Below are 16,335 nucleotides of genomic sequence, written 5' to 3'. Positions count from 1 at the left end.
CCACCGGGCGCCGTCAGCGCCAGCCCGCGTCGCGCGCAGCGCGCTCCTGGCTCGCATCGAACACCTCGCCCTGCAGGCGCGCGTCGATCGCCTGCTGCACGGCCGGCGGCAGCACGCTGGCAGCCTGGCGCATGTCGCCCTCGGCCGGCGCGCCCACCGGCACCACCACCGGCACCTGCCAGCCCTGTTCGGCATGGCAGGCCAGCCCGGCCCGCGCCGGCGCGGCGTGCCGCACGAAGCTGCGGCAAATATGGCCATCCGCCGCGCGGAAGGTGAGGCCGACCGTGATCGGCGCGCCGGGCTCGGGGGCGCTGGCGAGCTGATCGTCCAGCGCGCGCGACAGCGCGCCGCCGGCAAACGTTTCGCCATCGCGCAGGCGCACCAGGTCATGCGCCGAGGACTGCCACAGCAGCACCGCGAGCGCGGCGATCGAGGCGGCCATCGCCAGCGCGGGCATCATCCAGCGGCGCGGGCGTCGCGCAGGCAGCGCGGTCACCGAGGCCAGAGACGCTTCGGCCGCCGGCGCCTGCAGCAGCGCCGCCAACCGCGCAGGGATCGGCTCGTCCAGCACCGGATCGAAGGCCCCGCGCAGCGCGGCACGCAGCGCGCGCTCGCGCTGCACGCGCGCAGCGAGCAGCGGATCGGTCGCCAGCAATGCGTCGATGCGCGCGGTGGCTTCGGCGTCGAGCTGGCCGTCCACGTAGGCCTGCAGGGTGTGGTCGTCGATCGGGTTCATGCCTCGGGTCCAAGCTGGTCTTGCAGTGCGGCACGGGCGCGCGCCAAACGGCTGGTGACGGTGCCGACCGGCACGTCGAGCAGCTCGGCGGCCTCGGCGTAGGACAGCCCTTCCACCAGCACCAGGGCGACCACTTCGCGATGTTCCGGCGGCAGCGCCGCCATGGCGGCGGCCACGGCGAGTTGCTCAACCGGGGGAGCGATGCTGTCGTCCATGATCGCCATACCCGCTTCCTCCGGCAGAAACACGGCCTGCGCGCGGCCGCGCGAGCGCAGCTCGTCGCGCCAGGCGTTGCGCGCGATCGCGAACACCCACTTGTCCAGCGCGCCGTCCGGACGCCACTGGTCGGCGCGGCTCAAGGCACGCTCCAGCACCAGCTGCACCAGATCGTCGGCGTCGTCGACATGCCCGGCCAGCGCCCGGGCCAGTCGCCGCAGCCGCGGCAGGATTGCGAGCAGTCCATCACGCACCGCCTGTTGGGAATCACGGGTATCTGATGACATGACGTTCGAGAGCGGCCAATCCTTCCATGCCCTGCCACCGCGCGGTGCGGGAGGGTAAATCCTGCGGATGCTAGCATCCGCGCCGCACTCGGCTGCCGGATCTCTCCATGCCACGCTCGCGCCTTACCTGCCTGTGCTTCATGGCCTGCGCTGCGCTGGCCGCGACAACGGGCGCACGTGCGCAACTGCTCGGTGGCCACCCGCTGCCGGAGCCGCCCGCCCTTCCGGTGCGCCTGCCGGCAAATATCGACGTGGCCGCACGCGTGCAGACACCGCGAATCGACGAGCTGCTGCGCGCCACCGCCAGCATTCCGCGCACGCTGCAGATCCGCGCGCTGCTGCGCGACCCATCGCAGCGGGTGACGCTGGACCCGCACGGCGACCCGGTGCTGCGCGGCGAATTTCTCGCCACCGGATTGACCGATGCGCAGATGGCCGACCTGCAGCACGAGGGATTCACCATCGAGCGCACGCCGTCCGACGCGGACAGCCTCGGCCTGGGCGTGGCGATCGTGCGCGACACGCGCCGTCGCGACGAAGCGCAGGCGCTGCGCGCCTTGCAGCAACACGCGCCGGGCGCGGCCTTCACCTACCAGCATCTCTATCTGCCGGCCGCATCGACGCCGGCAAGCGCAACGTCGACGGCCGCCACGAACACCGCAGCGACGCAAAGCGGCGGCGTGCGCATCGGCCTCATCGACGGTGGCGTGGACGGCAGCGATCCGTCGCTGGCGCACGCCCGGCTCGTCACACACGGCTGCGCCCGACCGACTGCCTCGCGCCACGGCACGGTAGTCGCCTCGCGCCTGGTGGCCGGCGACACCGACCAGTTGTACGCCGCCGACCTGTGGTGCGGTGACGCCGTCGGCGGCGCCACCTCCACCCTGATCGACGCGCTGGCGTGGATGGATCGCCAGCACGTGCCGGTGGTCAACATCAGCCTGGTCGGACCGGACAACCCGCTACTGGCCCGCGCAGTGCAGGCGATGATCGATCGCGGCCACGTGCTGGTGGCCGCCGTCGGCAACGAGGGGCCGGCTGCGCCGCCGCTGTACCCGGCCTCGTACGCCGGGGTGATCGGCGTCAGCGGCGTGGATGGCCGGCGACACGCGCTGCCCGAATCCGGCGCCGGCCCGCAGGTGGCTTTCTGCGCGCTGGGCGTGGTGGGCGACGGCCACGATGCGCTGCGCGGCACCTCGTTCGCCTCGCCCATCGTGGCCCGGCGCGCCGCCCGCCAGCTGCCTGCGCCCCATCCCGGTGCCGCCGCCGACGTGATGCGGCAGCTCGCCGGCGAGGCAATCGACCTCGGCCGCCCGGGGCGCGACACGCGCTACGGCTACGGCCTGCTCGTGCCGCAAGACTGAACCGCTCCGCAACACGGCCGGAGCGGCCGGGAAGGATTCCCCGGCACCGGGCGTACTGGACCCTGGAAGCCGCGGATTCCCCGCCGGCCGGAGGTCCCACCATGAAGCTCTCGAACCGTTCGCTCAGCTCCCTTCGCTCGACCCTGATCGCCAGCGCGCTCGCCCTGGCCTCCACGGCCACGCTGCATGCGCAGGTGCTTGGCGGTGCGTTGAACGGCGGCCTCGCCGGCCGACTCGATGCGCCGACCCCGCACGTCATGGATCAGGTCGGCCCGCGCGCCCGCGACGTGACCGACCGCACCACCCGCGGCCTGGATCGCGCCAAGACCGCGGTGCAGAGCCACGCCTCGCAGGCGGCGCAGAAGGGCACGTCCACCGCCAGCGCCGCGCTCGATCGCGCCTCCAGTCGCGTGCCGACCGGTAGCGCCAACGGTGCAGCCAACGGTGCGATCGATGCCTCCGGCTCGATCGACAGCCAGGCGGTCTCGGGTCGTGCCAGCAGCATGGCTTCCGGCGGCGCAGACGTGGCCGGCAGCGCCATGAACGGCAGCGACGTCGGCGCGATTCGCAGCACGGCGCAGCAGACTGCCGCCACGGCCGCCGCGCGGGGTCGCAACACCGCCGCCAGCGCGCGTCAGCGCGTGTCCAACGGTCTGGATCGCGCCACCGGCGTGGCCGCCACGGCGGGCCAGCAGGGTCTGGGCAAGGCCAAGTCCGCCGTCTCGCAGACCCGCGCGATGGGCGATGGCAGCGTGGGTGGCGACGCCAGCGGCAGTGCGGGCGGTTCGTCCGACGCGGGCGGCAGCAACGGCGCGGCGGCTTCCGGCAACGCGCAGGCCAGTGGCTCGGCCAGCCGCAGCGGCATCTCGGCCTCCGCTCAGGCCGGCGGCAACGCGGACGCGCAGGCCGGCAGCGACGGTCACTGATCCGTCGCATCGCCTGTCCCGAGGAAAGCCCCCGCCCGGGGGCTTTCCTTTTTCCACGCGACGGTCGGGCGCCGGCACACGCCTCGGGAGCCTCGCTTGCGGCCGCCGGCAAACAAGCCGGCATCCACAAGCACCGTGGTGGCGTATAACCGGGGAATTTCGTACACCCCCACAGGAGCCGCACCCATGAAGTCCTCGCTCAAGTTAGCCGCCCTTGCCCTCGTGGGCGCCGCCACCGTCGCCTCGCCCGCCTTTGCCGCGCTCAAGGAGGGCACCCAGGCGCCCGACTTCAGTGCCCCCGCCTACCTGGCCGGCAAGCCCTTCACCTTCAAGCTCGCCGATGCGCTGAAGAACGGCCCGGTGGTGGTGTACTTCTTCCCTGCCCCGCACACCTCCGGCTGCAACGTGGAGGCCCACCTGTTTTCCCAGGCCATCGACCAGTTCAAGGCGCTGCACGCCACGGTGATCGGCGTCACGGCCGGCAATCTCGACCAGCTGGCGGACTTCTCCAAGGAAACCGAACACTGCGGCGGCAAGTTCCCGGTGGCCGCCGACAAGGGTGCCGTCATCGCCAAGGAATACGACGCCACGCTGCTGATGCGCCCGGGCTGGTCGGACCGCACCTCGTACGTGATCGATTCCAGCGGCAAGATCACCCACGTCTACTCGGCGCTCAATCCGAACAAGCACGTGGAAGAGACGCTGGCCGCGGTGAAGGCGCTCGAGGCGAAGTAAGCCCACCCGTACGCAAGACCCGACGGCGCACCGGACACGGCGCGCCGTTTTTGTTTCGGCGGCCGGCCGTCGCCCGCTGAGATGTGCCGCGGGCCGCTTCACCCGCTCTATACAACGGCCACGGATGCCCTACCATCGGCGGATGATTCCTTCCGCGCCCACCGTCACTATTTCCGCACCCCGCGGCAGCATCGCCTGCGTCGGCCTGGGCATGACGCTGGGCTCCCACCTCACGCCGCTGGCGCGCAGCCATATCGAGCAGGCCGACGTGGTGTTCGCCGCCCTGTCCGACGGCATCGTCGAGCGTTGGCTGGAGCGCATGCATCCGGATGTGCGCAGCCTTCAGCCCTATTACGCCCAGGGCAAGTCGCGACTGAAGACCTACCGCGAGTGGGTGGCCGTGATGATGGCCGAGGTGCGCGCCGGCAAGCGGGTATGCGCCGTGTTCTATGGCCACCCAGGCGTATTCGCCTGGTCGCCGCACAAGGTGATCGAGGCGGCCCGGGCGGAGGGCTTCCCGGCCCACATGGAGCCGGGCATCTCGGCCGAGGATTGTCTTTACGCGGATCTCGGCATCGACCCGGGCCGGTTCGGCTGCCAGCACTTCGAGGCCAGCCAGCTGCTGTTCTACGAGCGCCGGATCGACCCCACGGCCTATCTGGTGCTGTGGCAGGTGGGCGTGGTGGGAAACCCTTCGATCGCCCGTCCGGACCAGAATGTCGCCTACCGCGAACTGCTGGTCGAGGTGCTGGCGCGCGACTATCCGCTGGACCACGAACTGCTTATCTATCGCTGCGCAACGCTGCCCATCGAGCAGCCGCGGGTGCGCCGCATGACGCTGCGCGAACTCACCGGCGCGGACATTCCCGCCGAGGAAACCGTGGTTCTGCCGCCGGCCAGGGCGCTTCAGCGCAATGCGCAGCTGACCGCACGGTTGGCCGCACTGGACGCGGAGCAAGTCGCCTGATCGCTCAACTTTGTCCCACGCTTCGTTGCTAACATCCATTCCACAGGGGGAATTACCATGCACGACACCATCGACATGCTTGAGGCCATCGGCAAGGACGCATCGCTGCGCTATGCCGACGGGGAAACCTTGGCCTCCGATGCCGCTCTCGACGCTGCGTCTGACGCGCTGAAGATGGCGATCCTGAGCGGCCAGCGAGGGGAGCTTTGGGCTGAGCTCGGGGCGCAGCCCATGCAGGCCATGCAGGGAGTTCAAATGCCTCAGCGCGAAGAAGATCCCGATCAGGACGAAGGCGACGAGCCCAATCCCAGTCCTGACTCCCCGGACAAGACCTAGTCCACCACGCCTCCGGACCGCCATGGCGCCGACGGGAAAACATGGACGCTGGTTGCTGGCTGCCTTGGCGGCCTTGCTTCTTTGCGTGCATCCGGCGGCCGCCAGCACCGGCGACCAAATCACCGATGCTCACGCCTTCCTCGATCAGACCGAGGCGATCCGCACCAAGGATCATCCTCAATTTGTGCAACGGCTGAAGCAGATCCATCAATCGGCCGTCGCCCTGAGCGACAAGGACCGCTGGCATCTGCGCTACCTCGATACATGGGAGGCCATGTTCGAGGGCAACTATCCCGCCTCCAGGGAGCAGTTCCAACAGATCATCCGCGACTCCCATGACCCCTCGCTGGCAGCGAAGTCCTCCGCTCTGCTGGCCATGAGCTATGCGGTCAACCACGATTATGGGAAAGCCGTCGAACTGGCCAATCGCCTCTCGGCCCAACTGCCGGACATTCCCGAAGGGGATACGCGTCAGCAGGTGCTCGGCTTTCTGGCACAAGCGTTCAACTTCGTTGGCCATACGGATCTGGCGCTAAAATATGCCCGCATGATGTTGAGCGGTACCCCGGCGGGCGAGAGCACTTGCTACCCACAATTGCTGGAGGTCTTCGCGCTTTCAGGCGGCAAAACGCTCGCGTCCGACAGCAACGAACTGAGATCGGCGATCGAGTCTTGCACCAGTGCCGGACAGCCGGTATCCGTCAATGCGCTCCGGCTGGTCCAGGGCGATCGCTTTCTCGCGGAGAAGCAGCCAGCTAAGACCATCGCCACGCTAGACCGCATCGCAGCCAGCATCCAGACCAACAATTACAAGGCTCACTTGATCTCGGCCATGACCATGCGCGCGCGCGCGGACGAGCAGTTGGGACTTGACGACCAAGCCATGCAAGCCGCCAGCAAGGCCTTGGCAATCGGTGGCCTCGATGGCGTGAGCGAATGGCAGCGAGATGCTTACGGCGTGCTTTATCGCGTATCCAAGCGTAAGGGGAATGCCGCCGCCGCGCTGGATTACTACGAGCATTACGTCGAGCAGGATCGGGGCTACCTCAACGACGTGAGTGCTCGCAGCCTGGCGTTCCAGCTGGCCAAACAACAGATGACGCTGAAAGAGCTGGAAACCGACGCCCTGCGCAAACAGAACAGCATCCTCAAACTGCAGCAGGCACTGAATGCCAAGGCCGTGGAAACCAGCCGGCTCTACATCGCGCTGCTGCTGATCGGACTGACCGGTATTGCACTTTGGCTGTTCCGCACCACGCGCTCGCAACTGCGCTTCAAGCGCATGGCCACCCGCGACGGACTCACCGGCACGCTCAACCACCAGCACTTCATGGGCGAATGCGGGCGACGTCTGAGCGCGCTGGAGAAACGGCCCGGCCATGCCTGCCTGATCTGGATCGACCTGGACCACTTCAAGCAGATCAACGACACCCACGGCCACGCCATCGGAGACGCAGCGCTTCGGCACAGCGTGGCGATCTGCCAGCAGCAACTGCGCCCCGGCGACCTGATCGGCCGCCTCGGCGGAGAGGAGTTCGGCATCCTGCTGGGCGACTGCCCGCGCGAGCAGGCGATCGCCATTGCCGATCGCATTCGCCTGGCGATAGAGGCCTCTCCGATGGTGCTGGACGAGGCGGTGGTGTCGATCTCCGCCAGCATCGGCGTGGCGTCCACCACTACCTCCGGCCACGAGCTGCAGCGCCTGTGCCGCGATGCCGACGCCGCGCTGTACCGCGCCAAGCGCGCGGGCCGCAATCGCGTGGTGGCGGACGCCGATGACCGCGATGCGGTCTGCGCCTGATACCGAAACCGTTGCCGTGCCTGTCCTGAACTGATCGATGGCAGCACCAGACGCGCTTCATGTTTTCTCGCCACTGCCGTCAACGTGCCTGCATGGGTCCGGGCGCGGGTAACAACGTGAGCCCGCCACCGCCCGCCACGACGATGCCGAACCACGCCCGCAGACAGGACATGAGCGAGGACTGCCCCCACGGCGAACCCGTTGCCATGCAGCCCGCGCTACCTGCGGGCGTCGCCCAGCGGGTGCCAGGTGCTTGCCACGGTCTTGGCAAGCAGGGCGCGGCGGGCATGGACTGCATCGACGGGGCAGACGCGTGAGGGCACGCCAGCGCCGGGCCATGTCGCTGGCAGCGCTGGCCGCCGCCGCGTTGTGCGCATGCGTCGCCGCAGCACCGGCGATGGCAACGATCACCGATCCGGGGGCTTTTCTCGACGAGACCGAGCACCTGCGCATCCGCAACCACCGCCAGTTCGCCGAGCGACTGGCGCAGATCCATCGCGAGGCGCCACCGCTGTCGCCAGCCGAACAGTGGCACCTGCGTTATCTGGACGCCTTCGAGACCACGCTGCAAGGCGACTACGTGGCGGCGGAGAAGCCGCTCAGGGAAGTGATCGATCGATCAGGCGATCCCATGCTCGCAGCCAAGGCTTCGGCCGTGCTGCTGAGCAACCTGGCCATCAGCCACCGCTACGAGGATGCCTTCCGGCTGGCCCACAGGTTGACGATCCAGTTGCCCTCGATACGGAATAAAGCCACCCGATTCATGGTTCTCGCCAATCTCTCCCAGATGCTGAACTTCGCCGGCCAGACCGATCTGGCGCTGCAGTACGCGCGAATGATGGAAGACGCCGTTCCAACCGGCACGACGCTGTGCGACCCCCGCTTCAAGCAGATGGCCGCGCTCTACAGCGCGAAAAAGCTGACGGCCTCCAGCACAGCTCTCCGAGACACCGTCAACCTCTGCAAGGCAGCCGGGCAACCCATCATTGCAGCTGCCACCGAGCTGATCATCAGCACGCTGGACCTGCAGGAACATCAGCCCGGCAAAGCGCTGGCGTTGCTTGATCGCATCGCACCCAGCCTGCGGGCCAACCGCTACTACCCGCACCTCCTCTCGGCGCAGACGCAGCGCGCCCAGGCCTACGAACAACTCGGCCGCGACGATGAGGCGCGCCAGACTGCCCTCGCCGTCCTGGCAAATGCTCACTCCGGCGAAATCAACGGATTCCTGACGGACATCTACGAACTGCTCTACCGGCTCGCCGAGCGGCGCGGACAACCCGCCGCGGCGCTTGCTTATTACAAGCAATATGTCGCCCAGAATCAGGGGGCGCTGGACGATGCCGCGGCCCAGGCACTGGCCTATCAAACGGTCCAGCAACAGGTTCTCACCCACCAACTGGAAACCCAGGAGCTGGCCAGGCAAAACAGCGTGCTGAAACTGCAGCGTGCCCTCGACGCCAAGGCCGTGGAAACCAGCCGGCTGTACATCGCGCTGCTGCTGCTCATGCTCGCCGCCATTGCGGTCTGGCTGGCGCGAACGCTGCGGTCGAAGCTCCACTTCAAGCACCTGGCATCCCGCGATGCCCTCACCGGCACTCTCAATCACCAGCATTTCATGGGCGAATGCGATCGTCTGCTTCGCGGACTGGAGACACGCTCCGCCCACGCCTGCCTGATCTGGATCGACCTGGATCACTTCAAGCAGATCAACGACACCCACGGCCACGCCATCGGGGATCTCGCGCTGCGGCATGCGGTGCAGGTATGTCGCCAGCATCTTCGCCCCGGCGACCTGTTCGGCCGCCTCGGCGGCGAGGAGTTCGGCATTCTGCTGGACGACTGCCCGCGCGAGCAGGCCATCGCCATCGCCGATCGCATCCGCCTGGCGATCGAGGCCTCCCCGATGGTGCTGAATGATGCGGAGGTGGCGATCTCCGCCAGCATCGGCGTGGCGGCCACCGCCACCTCCGGCCACGACCTGCAGCGCCTGTGCCGCGATGCCGACGCCGCGCTGTATCGCGCGAAGCGCGCGGGCCGCAATCGCGTGGTGGCGGACGCCGCGGACAGCAGCTTCGTCGAAGCCTGAACCGTCATGCCGGCGACGATGCGCCGGCAGTCGTGGGCGGAACATGCGGTGCACGAGTCAGCGCGGTACGCGCCGCGGCTAGTAACGCAGCAGGGTGAGCACCACCTCCAGCACGATAAGCAGCACGATGGCGATCTCCAGCCACTCGGAGCGCCGGCTCGACGCCTCCTCGTACAGCGCGGCGTAGGTGTCGCGCACGATCGCCAGCTTGCGGTCGACCGAGGCACTCAACGCCGGCACGCGGAACAGGCCCAGCGCCGCACTGTAGACGCGCGCCAGGTAGACGTCCTCGGTCACCTGCAGCGCGTTGTCCACTTTCTCGGTCAGTTCGGTGGCCTCGGCCACCAGCATGTACAGCCCGCGCGCGAGGTGGGCGAAGCGCCGTGCCGCCAGCAGCGATCCGGCGCCGCGCGCGGCCTGCACGCGGGCGTACATGCGTGGCAGCTCGTCGTCGAGCAGCGTGTCGTAGTAGCGGAATTCCAGCAGCTGCGCGTTCGCCACCTCGATCACGTCGGCCACGTCGGAATCGCCGCGCGGCTCGTAAATGAAGGCGCGGTCCCAGGTCAGCAGCACGAGGTCGTCGGCAAAGTAGGAATGGCTGTGCGCCAGCAGCTCGCGCCGCGCACCGTCGGACAACGCCCGCGTCTCGCCCGAGAGCAGCGCGGCCAGATCCACGCGAAGGCGCAGCGCATCGGCATCCAGCGGCTGGTCCAGCGCGTGCACGATGCCCAGCAGGTAATCCTCCTGCAGGCTGGCATCGGCGGCCGGACGATCCAGCGCCGGCGCCACCGCTGCGCAAAGCCGGTCGCGCAGCGCCACCCACATCGCGTCGGATGACGCCGGCCCCACCGCGCGATCGAGCGCATTGAAGCGCGCAACGAAGTCCGGCCACGCCGCATCCGCCACGGCCACGTGCAACGCGAAGGCAGCCACGCCGAAGTCGTACAGCCGCACGCTCACCCGCGCGCTCATGGCGATACCGTCCAGCGTCAGCGCCATCGGCTCCAGCGGCAAATCGAGCGGTGGCACACCAAACGACAGCGCCTTGGGCGAGGCCGTGGTCAGTCGTCCGCGGCGGCCGATGCCGCCGGCATGCGACAGCCACGCCGTCTCGGCGGTGGCCAGATCGATCGCATAGGCGATATCGAACAGGCGAAGCGCCACCAGTTCGCCCGACCGGATCGTGACGGAAGCCTGCTGCATCGACTGACCCTCCCGGGCGCTGGCCTGCGCGGCAGTGTAATCCTCCGCTCCGCCTGCGTTTTGACCGCCGGCGCGGCATCACGCACCCACGGGCGCGACAATGCCCGGGCTCGCCTGACAACGCTTTCAGGCACTATTTGCGGATGCTCAATCGGCTGTCACGGCTGCTGGCCCTTCTCCTTCTGGCGGTCGCCGCACCGGCCGGCGCGCTGGATCGCGACCGCAGCGTGGCGCAGCTTCACCACACCGCCTGGACCGCCCGCGACGGCGCACCGAGCCAGATCTCGGCGCTGGTGCAGACCAGCGACGGATACCTTTGGATCGGCAGCGCGCGCGGCCTGTACCGCTTCGATGGCGTGCGTTTCGACAGCCTCAAGCCGCCTGCGGGGCAGTCGCTGCCTTCGTTCAACGTCTATGCCCTGGCAGCCACCCGCGAGGGCGGGCTGTGGATCGCGTTCCGCCCCTCTGGCCTGGGTTACTACGCCCACGGCCATCTGCAGTTGTTCGGCGGCCAGCAGATTCCGCCGTCGGTGGTGTTCACCCTTGCCGAGGACGGCGAGGGTCGAATCTGGGCCGGCACCCAGGCCGGGCTTGCCGTGCGCGAAGGTACCCGCTGGGTCGACATCGGCCCCGACCGGGGCATCCCGCGGGCGCGCGTGTGGGCGCTGTTGACCACTCGCGAAGGTGCCCTCTGGGTGACCACCACGGCCGGTATCTATGTGCTGGCGCCGCATGCCAGGCAGTTCCGCCGCGTGGCCGGCACAAGCGGCGCCATCCACAAGATGTTGCAGGCCCCCGATGGCACCGTGTGGATTGCCGACGAGGGCCACCCCCACATCGATCGATACGACCCGCACAGCTACGCGGCGACACCTATCACCGACCCTGCGCTCGACGCTGGCCAGATCAGCGACATTCTGTTTGATCGCGACGGCAGCCTGTGGATCACCCTCAACCGCGGGGGCATCCGGCGCATCCGCCATCCCGAACGGATGGGCGACGGTACCGCGCCCGACGTCGACACCTACTCGCAGAAAGACGGACTGACCTCCGACGCCATCGGCCTGATGCTGGAAGATCGCGAGGGCAGCGTGTGGGTGTCGACGCTGCGCGGGCTCAACCGTTTCCGGCACAGCCAGCTGGTACCGGTCGCGCTGCCCTCCAGCCAGCAGAACTTCACCCTGGTCGCCGACCATGACGGCGCGCTGTGGGTCGGCAGCACCACCGCCACCGGCGTGGACCGGATCGACGATCGCATCGCCACCGGCCTGGCCGCGGCCAGCGAGTTGCCGGGCACGCCCGGCGCGCTGGGCAGCGTCTTTGCCGGCGAGCAGGCCGGCAGCGACACCGTGTGGTGGGGTGGCGACGGCGGCGTGTGGCGCCAGCGCGACGGTTACTTCGTGCATTTCCCCGGCCCCACCCGGGAGTGGGCATGGGAGGTGATGTCCAGCGGCGGCGACGGCCAGCTGTGGGTGGGCTACGGCGACACCGGCGTCTGGCGCATCGACGACGAGGGCCGCTGGGAGCGGCCCGCCACGCCGCCAGGCATGCTCTCCCGCGTGCCCAGCGCGAGCTTTCTCACCGCAACGGGCGAGCGCTGGTTCGGCTACACCGACAACCGCGCGGCCGTGCTCGCCGGCGGCGTGCTGCATGCCTACGGCGCGAGCGACGGGCTGGACGTCGGCCGCATCCGCGTCATCCGCGGCCAGGGCGAGCCGATGTGGTTGGGCGGCGAAACCGGGCTGGCGATGTATTCGCACGGCCGCTTCCACACCGTGGCGGTGACCGGCGTGCCGCCCCTGGGCACCGTGTGCGGCATCATCCCCGCACGCTCGGGCGACCTGTGGTTGAACGAGCTGCACGGCGTGGTGCACATCGCCGCGGCCGAGGTGCGCGCGCTTGTGGCCGATCCCGCGCATGTGGCCAGGGCGGAACTGTTCGACTACCTCGACGGCCTGCCCGGCGCCACGCAGATGAACTGGTGCTCATCCTCTGCCGTGGAAGCCAGCGATGGCCGTCTGTGGTTCGCCACCGACAACGGCCTGGCGTGGCTCGCGCCCGACCGGCTGCGGCGCAACACGCTGCCGCCGCCGGTGTACATCCACGAGCTGGTGGCGGACGGCACGCACTACGCGCCCGATGCGTCGTTCACTCTGCCGCCCGACACCGAAAACCTGCGCGTGGACTACACCGCGCTGAGCCTGGCCGTGCCCGAGCGGGTGAATTTCCGCTACCGGCTCGAGGGATTCGACAGCGACTGGCAGGACGCCGGCACACGCCGGGACGTCAGCTACACCCACCTCGGTCCGGGCCGTTACATCTTCCGCGTGATCGCCAGCAACAACGACGGCGTGTGGAACATGCAGGGCGCGGAGATGGCGTTCGAGATCCGCCCCGCGTTCTATCAGACCGGATGGTTCCTGCTGCTGTGCATTGCCGCGGGCGTGGGCCTGGTGCTGCTGGTGCTGCGCTTGCGCACCGAGCAGATCCGCTCGCTGCTGCGCATGCAGATGGAAGCCCGCCACGGCGAGCGCGAGCGCATCGCGCGGGAACTCCACGACACCCTGTTGCAGGGCGTGCAGGGGCTGATCCTGCGCGTGCACGCCGCCACCGGCAAGCTGGCCGACGACCATCCCGCGCGCCTGTCGATGGATCGCGCGCTGGACCAGGCCGAGGAGATCCTGGTGGAGGGGCGCGACCGGCTGGGCGAACTGCGTGCCGCCGCGCCGAAGCATTTCGATCTGGCCGCCGCGCTGGCCAGGCTGGCCGACGACCAACTGTGCGGCATCGAATTCAGCATGATCGTCGAGGGTCGGGTGCGCCCGCTCGCGCCGGAGGCCGGCGACGAGATCTACCAGGTGGGGCGCGAGGCGATCCTCAACGCCGTGCGCCACGCCGAGGCGCGCACCATCCACTGTCACCTGTCCTACGGCCCCACCGATTTCTCGATGTGCATCCAGGACAACGGCAAGGGCATCGACCCGGCGCTGCTCGACGGCGGCGGGCGACCCGGCCACTGGGGCATCGCCGGCATGCGCGAGCGCGCCGCGGCGCTGCACGGCCGACTCGGCATCGAACCGGGGGACGCCGGCGGCACCCGGGTCAGCCTGATCGTGCCGGCACCGATTGCCTACGCACGCCATCGCGGCGAGGCGGACTGAGCCGCCCTGCGATCGCCGCTCGTGCGATGCGGGTCAAATCCAGCCGGCGGATTGCAGGCATGATGCCGGCGCGCGCCCGCCCACGGAGAACCCGCATGCCCGACCTTTCCCTGCGCTGCTCGATGGTCTCGGTCGTGGTCGTGCGCGGCAGCGGTGAGCAGACCCGCACCCTGCTCGTGCACCGCGCCACGGCGCACCTGCACGGGCTGTGGACCTACGTGGCCGGGCACCTCGAAGCGGGCGAAACCGCCTGGCAGGCGGCCCTGCGCGAACTGCTCGAGGAAACCGGCCTGCGCGCTGCCAGCCTGTATTCGGCCGACCGCTGCGAAACCTTCTACGACGCCGGCGAGGAGTGCATCGCCGTGGTGCCGGCCTTCGTCGCCTTTGTCGACGCCGGCGCCGAAGTCCGCCTCAACCACGAGCACGACGACCACGCGTGGCTGTCGTTCGCCGAGGCGATCGAGCGACTGCCCTTCGGCGGGCAGCGCGCGCTGTACGCGGACGTGCAGCACGCATTCGTGCTGCAGCCACCGCCGGAGGTACTGCGCCTGCCCTGCTGACACGACGCTGTCAGCAGCGCAGGCGCACCGTACGCGCCACGACCACAGCAAGGACTGCCCATGACCGCCACACCCATCACCCTGTACGCCACCCGCGCCGGCTTCGGCCTGCCCGACGCCAGCCCCTTCGTGCTCAAGACCGAGGTGCAGCTGAAGATGGCCGGCCTGCCCTACCGCAAGGTCGCCGCCATCCCGCCGCAGGCGCCGAACGGGAAGTTGCCGTACATCCAGGACGGCGACGAGGCGATCAGCGACTCCACCTTCATCCGCGCACACATCGAGCGCACCCGGGGAGTCGATCTCGACCGCGGCCTGGATGCGCACCAGCGCGCCGAGAGCTGGGCCATCGAGCGATTGCTGGAAGACCACCTTTACTTCGCCATGGTCTGGTTCCGCTGGATCGATCCGGAAAACTTCGCCAAGGGGCCTGCACAATTCGCCGGCGGCGCCAGCGAGGACGAGCGCGCGCAGACGCGACAGGCCATGCAGGCGCGCAAGCGGGCCGACCTGCACGCGCAAGGCATCGGCCGCCACACGCCCGCGCAGATCGCCGCGCTCGGCGAGCGCTCCATCGACGCGCTGGCCCGGCTGCTCGGCGAGCGGCCGTATTTCATGGGCGAGCACCCCAGCGCCGTGGATGCCACCGCGCTGGGCATGCTCGCCTGCGTCGCCACGCCGTTCTTCGATACGCCGCTGCGCCGCGCGGTCGAGGCGCGAGGCAACCTCGTCGCCTATCTCGCGCGAATGATGCAGCGCTACTACCCCGAGCACGCTTGGTGCCCGCCGACCGATGCCGTGCCGGCCTGAGCGGCGGCTTCGATCGCGGCCCCGTCGCCGCTTCAGCCAGCAGCGAGCTGCAGCAGCACCTGTGCGGCCTGCTCCACGGTCCAGCCGTCGGAGCCGGGGCCGATCTGGATCTCGGCCATGGTGTAGCCGTCCAGCGGCGCGTCGACAAACGCGTCGAACAACCACCACTCACCGGTCTGCGCCAGCGCGCGATGGCGCGCAGCGAGCTCGGCCGGCGTGCCGGGGAACCACAGCTGGAACGCGTTGGTGTGAGGCCGCCCCGGATGCACGCGCAGCAATGGATGCGCCGCCAGCGCCGCGGCGAGATCGCGCGCACGCTGCACGAACTGCGGCATGCGCGGCGCCAGCCGCTCCAGCCCGTCGAGCGCGCTGATCGCGTAGGGCCAGGCGGTGACGAGATTACCGCCGTAGCGGCTTTTCCACGGCGCCAGCGACGCGATGAAGTCGGCCGAGCCGGCCACCAGCGCGCCGCCGAGGCCCCCCAGCCCCTTGTAGTACGACACGTAGACGCTGTCGGCCAGCGCTGCCAGTTCCGCTTCGCTGATGCCATAGCCGGCGGCCGCCTCCCACAGCCGCGCACCGTCGAAGTGCACGGCAATCGCACGCTCGCGACACCACGCACAGATCGCCAGCAGCTCGTCCAGCGGCGGCAGCAGGAAGCCCGCGCGGCGTAGCGGCAGCTCCACCACCACCGCGGCCAGCGGCTCGGTCAGCGCCTGGAGCGCATCGAGCGTGAATGGTCGGTTGCGGCCGAGGCGGATCGCGTGCAGGCCGGTCACCCGCTCCACCGCGCCGGCCTCGTCCATGTCCATGTGGCTCATCGGGTGGATCACCACGTTGCGACAGCCGCGAGCGTCCGCGTACGCCTGCAGCACGCACAGCTGGGCGGTGACGCCCTTGATGAAGAACAGCCCGCGCGGCTTGCCCAGCTTCGCCGCGGTCGCCCGTTCCAGCTGCGCCACCGCGCCGCCGGCACCGTAGTCGTCCACCGCATCGTGCGCCGACGGATGCGCCGCCAGCCGCGCCATGGTCTCGGCCACCGGCGGCGCAGGCGGACGGGACAGCACGAAACGGCAGGCCTGCTTGAGGGCTTGATCGGAGAGCGACATGGCAGTTCCGTGGCACGGGTGACGAGCCCGCCATGATG

At 69.4% G+C, this 16,335-nt stretch carries 14 protein-coding genes; 10 read left to right on the top strand and 4 right to left on the bottom strand.

Features of this window, described 5'->3' with window-relative positions; genetic code table 11:
• Positions 1–13 precede the first annotated feature (13 nt).
• Both ISP17_RS15340 and ISP17_RS15335 read right to left on the bottom strand, forming a co-directional pair.
• Complete coding sequence (locus ISP17_RS15340) at positions 14–736, bottom strand: anti-sigma factor family protein (protein WP_404634732.1); 723 nt, start codon at positions 734–736, stop codon at positions 14–16.
• Positions 733–1,239 (bottom strand): RNA polymerase sigma factor, encoded by a 507-nt coding sequence (locus ISP17_RS15335; RefSeq protein WP_404634730.1) that lies wholly within the window; start codon positions 1,237–1,239, stop codon positions 733–735. Before ISP17_RS15335 ends, ISP17_RS15340 begins: the two co-directional genes overlap by 4 nt.
• A gap of 107 nt (positions 1,240–1,346) precedes the next feature.
• Here ISP17_RS15335 and ISP17_RS15330 point away from each other — a divergent pair, with 107 nt between their 5' ends.
• From ISP17_RS15330 to ISP17_RS15300, 7 genes are all read left to right on the top strand, one after another.
• Entirely contained in the window at positions 1,347–2,603 is a 1,257-nt protein-coding gene (locus tag ISP17_RS15330) for a S8 family serine peptidase (protein WP_404634728.1), read from the top strand.
• 101 nt (positions 2,604–2,704) lie between these two features.
• On the top strand, positions 2,705–3,529 hold the full coding sequence (locus ISP17_RS15325) for a hypothetical protein (protein WP_404634726.1): 825 nt from the start codon (positions 2,705–2,707) through the stop codon (positions 3,527–3,529).
• Between the two features lie 186 nt (positions 3,530–3,715).
• Positions 3,716–4,264, top strand: a complete 549-nt coding sequence (locus ISP17_RS15320; RefSeq protein ID WP_404634724.1) for a peroxiredoxin — start codon at positions 3,716–3,718, stop codon at positions 4,262–4,264.
• 142 nt (positions 4,265–4,406) lie between these two features.
• Positions 4,407–5,231: an SAM-dependent methyltransferase gene (locus tag ISP17_RS15315; protein ID WP_404634722.1), complete on the top strand. Its 825-nt coding sequence runs from the start codon at positions 4,407–4,409 to the stop codon at positions 5,229–5,231.
• 57 nt (positions 5,232–5,288) lie between these two features.
• A complete protein-coding gene (locus tag ISP17_RS15310) occupies positions 5,289–5,567 on the top strand; it encodes a hypothetical protein (RefSeq protein ID WP_404634720.1) in 279 nt (92 codons plus the stop codon).
• Between the two features lie 22 nt (positions 5,568–5,589).
• A complete protein-coding gene (locus ISP17_RS15305) occupies positions 5,590–7,368 on the top strand; it encodes a tetratricopeptide repeat-containing diguanylate cyclase (protein WP_404634718.1) in 1,779 nt (592 codons plus the stop codon).
• A 337-nt stretch (positions 7,369–7,705) separates the two neighbouring features.
• Positions 7,706–9,457, top strand: coding sequence for a tetratricopeptide repeat-containing diguanylate cyclase (locus tag ISP17_RS15300; RefSeq protein ID WP_404634716.1), 1,752 nt, complete (start codon positions 7,706–7,708; stop codon positions 9,455–9,457).
• Between the two features lie 78 nt (positions 9,458–9,535).
• Here ISP17_RS15300 and ISP17_RS15295 read toward each other — a convergent pair whose 3' ends face one another.
• The gene (locus tag ISP17_RS15295) at positions 9,536–10,660 is read right to left on the bottom strand and encodes a hypothetical protein (RefSeq protein WP_404634714.1); all 1,125 of its coding nucleotides are present in this window, start codon (positions 10,658–10,660) and stop codon (positions 9,536–9,538) included.
• Positions 10,661–10,803: 143 nt separating this feature from the next.
• On the opposite strand from ISP17_RS15295, the gene ISP17_RS15290 reads away from it, so the two are divergent.
• The 3 genes from ISP17_RS15290 (at position 10,804) to ISP17_RS15280 (ending at position 15,188) form a co-directional block, all read left to right on the top strand.
• Positions 10,804–13,821 (top strand): sensor histidine kinase, encoded by a 3,018-nt coding sequence (locus ISP17_RS15290; protein WP_404634712.1) that lies wholly within the window; start codon positions 10,804–10,806, stop codon positions 13,819–13,821.
• Between the two features lie 95 nt (positions 13,822–13,916).
• Positions 13,917–14,381, top strand: coding sequence for an NUDIX hydrolase (locus ISP17_RS15285; RefSeq protein ID WP_404634710.1), 465 nt, complete (start codon positions 13,917–13,919; stop codon positions 14,379–14,381).
• A gap of 60 nt (positions 14,382–14,441) precedes the next feature.
• On the top strand, positions 14,442–15,188 hold the full coding sequence (locus tag ISP17_RS15280) for a glutathione S-transferase family protein (RefSeq protein ID WP_404634708.1): 747 nt from the start codon (positions 14,442–14,444) through the stop codon (positions 15,186–15,188).
• Positions 15,189–15,220: 32 nt separating this feature from the next.
• Here the strand turns inward: ISP17_RS15280 and ISP17_RS15275 are convergent, their stop codons facing one another.
• A complete protein-coding gene (locus ISP17_RS15275; protein WP_404634706.1) occupies positions 15,221–16,297 on the bottom strand; it encodes a threonine aldolase family protein in 1,077 nt (358 codons plus the stop codon).
• Positions 16,298–16,335: the final 38 nt, after the last annotated feature.

Origin of the sequence: Dyella ginsengisoli, from assembly GCF_044904665.1 — a bacterium.
In the GTDB taxonomy this organism is placed as follows: domain Bacteria; phylum Pseudomonadota; class Gammaproteobacteria; order Xanthomonadales; family Rhodanobacteraceae; genus Dyella_A; species Dyella_A ginsengisoli.
Note: the sequence above shows the minus strand (reverse complement) of the source record. Positions and strands in the feature narration are given on the sequence as shown.